This is a genomic window from Thomasclavelia sp., from assembly GCF_017889095.1.
Lineage (GTDB): Bacteria > Bacillota_I > Bacilli_A > Erysipelotrichales > Coprobacillaceae > Thomasclavelia.
In genome coordinates, this window is sequence record NZ_JAGHEW010000351.1 from 1 (window position 1) to 5,092 (window position 5,092).

General features: G+C 27.8%; 5 protein-coding genes. 4 read left to right on the forward strand and 1 reads right to left on the reverse strand.

The features are described from left to right. Positions 1-276: 276 nt before the first annotated feature. Together J7M77_RS15010 and J7M77_RS15015 are read left to right on the forward strand one after the other, a co-directional pair. Positions 277-861, forward strand: coding sequence for a DUF1648 domain-containing protein (locus tag J7M77_RS15010; RefSeq protein ID WP_296880026.1), 585 nt, complete (start codon positions 277-279; stop codon positions 859-861). 176 nt (positions 862-1,037) lie between these two features. After that, the gene (locus tag J7M77_RS15015; protein ID WP_296880028.1) at positions 1,038-1,646 is read left to right on the forward strand and encodes a zinc ribbon domain-containing protein; all 609 of its coding nucleotides are present in this window, start codon (positions 1,038-1,040) and stop codon (positions 1,644-1,646) included. 33 nt (positions 1,647-1,679) lie between these two features. Here J7M77_RS15015 and J7M77_RS15020 read toward each other — a convergent pair whose 3' ends face one another. Further along, entirely contained in the window at positions 1,680-2,126 is a 447-nt protein-coding gene (locus J7M77_RS15020; RefSeq protein WP_296880030.1) for a hypothetical protein, read from the reverse strand. A 239-nt stretch (positions 2,127-2,365) separates the two neighbouring features. Here J7M77_RS15020 and J7M77_RS15025 point away from each other — a divergent pair, with 239 nt between their 5' ends. Next, positions 2,366-3,400 (forward strand): GNAT family N-acetyltransferase, encoded by a 1,035-nt coding sequence (locus J7M77_RS15025; RefSeq protein ID WP_296880032.1) that lies wholly within the window; start codon positions 2,366-2,368, stop codon positions 3,398-3,400. A 52-nt stretch (positions 3,401-3,452) separates the two neighbouring features. Beyond that, positions 3,453-5,090 (forward strand): glycoside hydrolase family 1 protein, encoded by a 1,638-nt coding sequence (locus J7M77_RS15030; RefSeq protein WP_367237038.1) that lies wholly within the window; start codon positions 3,453-3,455, stop codon positions 5,088-5,090. Positions 5,091-5,092 lie beyond the last annotated feature (2 nt).

Sequence of the window (5,092 nt, forward strand, 5' to 3'; positions counted from 1 at the left end):
AAATCCAAGGCATAACCGCTTATCGGCTGTTCCTTTTTACAATTTCATTATAGTTTATGTTATTTTAGTTGTCAATATACTTGAATTTTGTATTTCATTTTTGATTTAATATGACGGTGTTTTATTATGGTAAGAATTGTGATTATAAATTTTATGGTACATGATAGACATAAAAATTGCATCTTATACAAGAAGGGTTTACTTTTGTTTAAAAAAATATAATATTATTTATGTAAGAAACAGTATTAGTTAATTACATAATTTGGGGTGATTTTGATGTTTAGTAAAGTAAAGTTATCAAGATATTTAATATTGAGTTGTATATTGCTTTCGTTTATCATTGATGTTATTGCATTCCCTTTTTTTGATAAAACAATAGCTATTCATTTTGATGCACGAGGAAATGTAAATGGAGAATTTCATAAAATAATAATATTTTTATTACCGATATTAATGATTTTAATTCTTCAGATAAAAGATAGTTTTGGAAATAAGATATTTTTTCAAAATGATTTATCATTGACAGAACCATATAAAGTAATTATCGGAATTATAAGTGCAATTGTTTGCTTTGTTGCTAATATGTATATTGTAATTTATAACTTGAAAATTACAACGATTTCTCTATACTATATTACTTCAACGCTGATTATGTTATTAATCATTTTAGGACTATTAATACTGGTTAATAAAAAAGCTAATCAAAGAATAATCAACAGTATTATTTTAATCAGTATTGGATGCTGTTTTATTTTTCAAATACTAACTATATTCTTTAATTATAGTATTTTAAATTGGGTATCATCAATGATACTTATTTTAGTAGGGATTTTATCATTATTAAAATATAAAGAACAATGATTTTTATAAAATAGATGCTCTGTTTGAATATAATCATGTATTCAAATAGAGTTTTTTTGAATTGGTGCCAGATTGAAAAAATGTTGATTTTAAGGTATGATTTAAACATAATTAAAGAATTATTTTTGTGATTATTCAGTTATAGATTTAAATGACAAATCAAAGGAGAGGGAAAGATGTATTGTCCAAAATGTGGTAAACAAATTAAAGATGATGCTCGTTTTTGTGGGTATTGTGGCTGTCAAATTCAAACTAAAAAAGTTTGTCCTATTTGTAATCATGAAGTTGAAATGGATATGAATTATTGTAGTTATTGTGGTAATAAAATCGTAAATGATACTAAACCAACTGTAAATCCTGCAAAACAAAATAATAAAAATCAAGTAAATACTTATCAAAATCCTAATAATAATTATCAAAATAATGAGGTACTATTAACTCTTCAAGCATCCTGGTATCCAGGCGAAGTAAAGGTTGGGATTGCCAAAGGAACGGGAACATTAAAAGTATATAATAACCGGATTGAATTTGATAAAAAGATTGGTAGTAGTGCTTCGGCGGTATTTGGTGCTGTTGGTATGGCGGTTTCTGCTTCTAAAGCTAAAAAAAGTGAAGCAATGGTTTTTCCAATGAATCAAATTGCTCAAATTAGAGAAAGTTCTTATGGTGGCATGTTTCCGGCTATGGTAATTGTTTTGAAAAATGGTGAAAAGCATACTTTTGCTGGATCATTCAATCGCCAAAAAATCAATGAATGTATTAATTTAGTACGCCGTTATTTATGATAAAAAATGATTTAAGGACACTTTTTAGTGTCCTTAATTTGTGGATTTATTAAAATTGTTTTTTCTAATATACAGTCTTATTAAATAAATAATGATAAATATAATTAATATTATAGAAAAACCGATTGTGTTTTCAAAAACATTTCCAAAATTTAATTTTAACAACACCGCAAAGATCATTGATAATGATAACATTATTGTTATTCCAATTATGTTGATAAGTAATATTTCATCAAGCTTTTTTTCTTTTATTGCTACATGTATAGCTAGGATTGCTAAAAAGGCACAAATATAAATTATACGACTAAAATTACTTTGGATATTACTGTAATGCATTTGCTGCATGATTTGTGATTGTGTTAATTCTACAGTTGTTGCAATATTTTGTTTAAAAAATTCAATTATAATATAAATCATTTGAAGTAATGTTAGGCATATAATATTTAATGTACAAAGTTTTATGATAATTGGTTTTTTCATGTATTTTATTCTCCCTTGATTTTTTATTGCTGGCTATAATTTCATTGTAGATAAGAATAAATATTGTATCAACATTATAATACATTTATCTTTACGATTCTATTATAAAATGGAGAAAATATGATATATTCAATGTTTTTTTGTTTAAAGTTATATTATTGGTGTTGATTAAACCTTATTTACTTTATTATTTTGATAATTAGTGATATACTACACACTCGTAAAGGAGGCTAAGCAAAATGAAAATACGTCAAGCAACAATGAAAGATTTAAATGCAATCACCGCCGTTGAAGCCGCTTGTTTTCCATTAGCTGAAGCAGCCACTAAAGACGATTTTAAAGATCGTTTAAAAGTATATCCAAGTCATTTTTGGTTATTAGAAGAAAATGATCAGGTTATTAGTTTTATCAATGGAATGGTTACAAATGAAAGTACCATTAATGATGAAATGTTTAGTAATGTCTTGTTACATGATGAAAAAGGTTCATGGCAAGCGATTTTTGGTATAAATACTTTACCGGAATATCGAAATCAAGGATTAGCAGCACGATTAATAAATCAAATTATTGATCAAGCACGAATTGAAGGAAGAAAAGGTTGTATATTAACTTGTAAAGATAGATTAATTCATTATTATGAGAAATTTGGTTTTAAAAACTGTGGAATTTCTCAATCAGTACATGGTGGCGCTATTTGGTATGATATGCGTTTGGAATTTGGAAAGATTAATTTAAATCGCTTAAGTCGATTTATTAGTTTGATTTTAAGACATAAACCAGAAACAATTGATGTTACTTTAGACAATCATGGCTGGTTAGGTGTCGATGAAATGTTGGAAGGAATTAGAAAACATGGATATTTCATCAATCAAAGTATTTTAGATGAAATTGTCGCTAGTGATGAAAAACAGCGTTATCACTATAACGAAGATAAAACTAAAATTAGAGCAGCCCAAGGACATTCGGTTGCTGTTGATGTCGATATGGATGAAAAAATCCCCCCTGATGTTTTATATCATGGGACTTCGACTGCAAATTTAAAAAAGATTGAACAAAGCGGAATCAAAAAAATGAGTCGTTTATATGTTCATCTTTCCAAAGATGCTATGACCGCTTTTAAAGTTGGGAAACGGCATGGTATTCCAGTTGTTTTAGTGATCGATACTAAAGCAATGCAAGCAGATGGCTACAAGTTTTATCTATCGGCAAACGGCGTGTGGTTATGCGATGATATCGAATTTAAATATGTTGTTGAAATTATTAAAGAAAAGTAATGGTTAAATCCGTTACTTTTTTTTATAATATAGATAGATAGAGGTGATGAAGATGAAACAAAATTTTTTATGGGGTGGTGCACTTTCAGCTAATCAGGTGGAAGGAGCTTACAATGAAGCTGGTAAAGGTCTTAGTATTTGTGATGTAATGCTTGTAGGTGGCATTGATCAAAAAAGAAAAAAGACTGCTAAAATAGAAAATGATAAATATTATCCTAGTCATGAGGCAATTGACTTCTATCATCATTATAAAGAAGATATTCAACTATTTAAACAAATGGGATTTAATTGTTTAAGGGTATCAATTGCCTGGAGTCGGATTTATCCTAATGGTAATGATAAACATCCTAATGAGGAAGGCTTACAATTTTATGATGATTTATTTGATGAATTATTAAATAATGGGATTCAACCAATTGTTACCTTATCACATTATGAAATGCCTTATTATTTAAGTAAGTGGTATAACGGTTTTGAAAATCGTAAGTGTATTAAGTTTTTTGAAAACTTTGCTATTACCTGCTTTGAAAGATATAAAGATAAAGTAAAATACTGGCTTACTTTTAATGAAATCAATGGAATGTTATTAAATCCTTATACTGGTGGTGGTGTTGAAATCAACAAACCAGATCAATACTTAAAGAAAGTTTTGACAGCCTGTCATCATATGTTTGTTGCTAGTGCTAAAGCTGTTATTGCTTGTCATAAAATAATTCCTGATGCTAAAATTGGCTGTATGATTTCATATATAGGTAGTTATAGTGGAACTTGTAAACCTAAAGATGTAAGACTTAATCAGTTGTTTATGGATATTAATTTATTTTTTAGTGATGTTCAGGTACGAGGTTATTATTCTAGAAAAGCAATGAGCTATTTAAAAAACTATAATATTAAATTACCAATTCGTGATGAAGATTTAGTTTTATTAAAAGCAGGTGTAGTTGATTATATTGGTTTTAGTTATTATCAAAGCATCGTCATTTCTAATGAAATATTCACTAAGATAAAAGCTGGTAAAAATATCCTAGCTGGTGTTAAAAATCCGTATCTAAAAAATAGTCGCTGGGATTGGCAAATCGATCCTCAAGGTTTAAGAATTGCTTTAAATACTTTGTATGATCGTTATCAAATTCCATTATTTATAGTTGAAAACGGACTAGGAGCAGTAGATAAGTTTAGTGAAGATAAACAAATTCATGACGTTTATCGTAGTGATTATTTAAAACGGCATGTCATGGAAATGAAAAAGGCTATTGAAATCGATGGGGTTGATGTAATTGGTTATACTTGGTGGGGACCAATAGATTTAGTTAGTTATTCAACTGGAGAAATGGAAAAGAGATATGGTTTTATCTATGTTGATAGAGATAATGAAGGAAACGGAACGTTAAAACGTTATCTTAAAGATTCCTTTTACATTTATCGTAAAATTATTAAAACTAACGGTGAATGTTTAAAAGAAATTCCTCGTTATAGTTTAGATACTCCAGTTAAAGAAATCTTAAAAATTGATGGTTTAAAAGAAACCATCAAGGAAGTTTCTCAAGGTAGAGTAAATGATATTTTATTAAAATTAGCAAGTAGAATGAAATTAGGTAATTTATTAACTAAATTAGATGTCGATCCAGCAAGTCAAAAAATGATTGCTGATTTGTTAAATTATTTTGAAAAACCAGTAACTAAAAAATAATA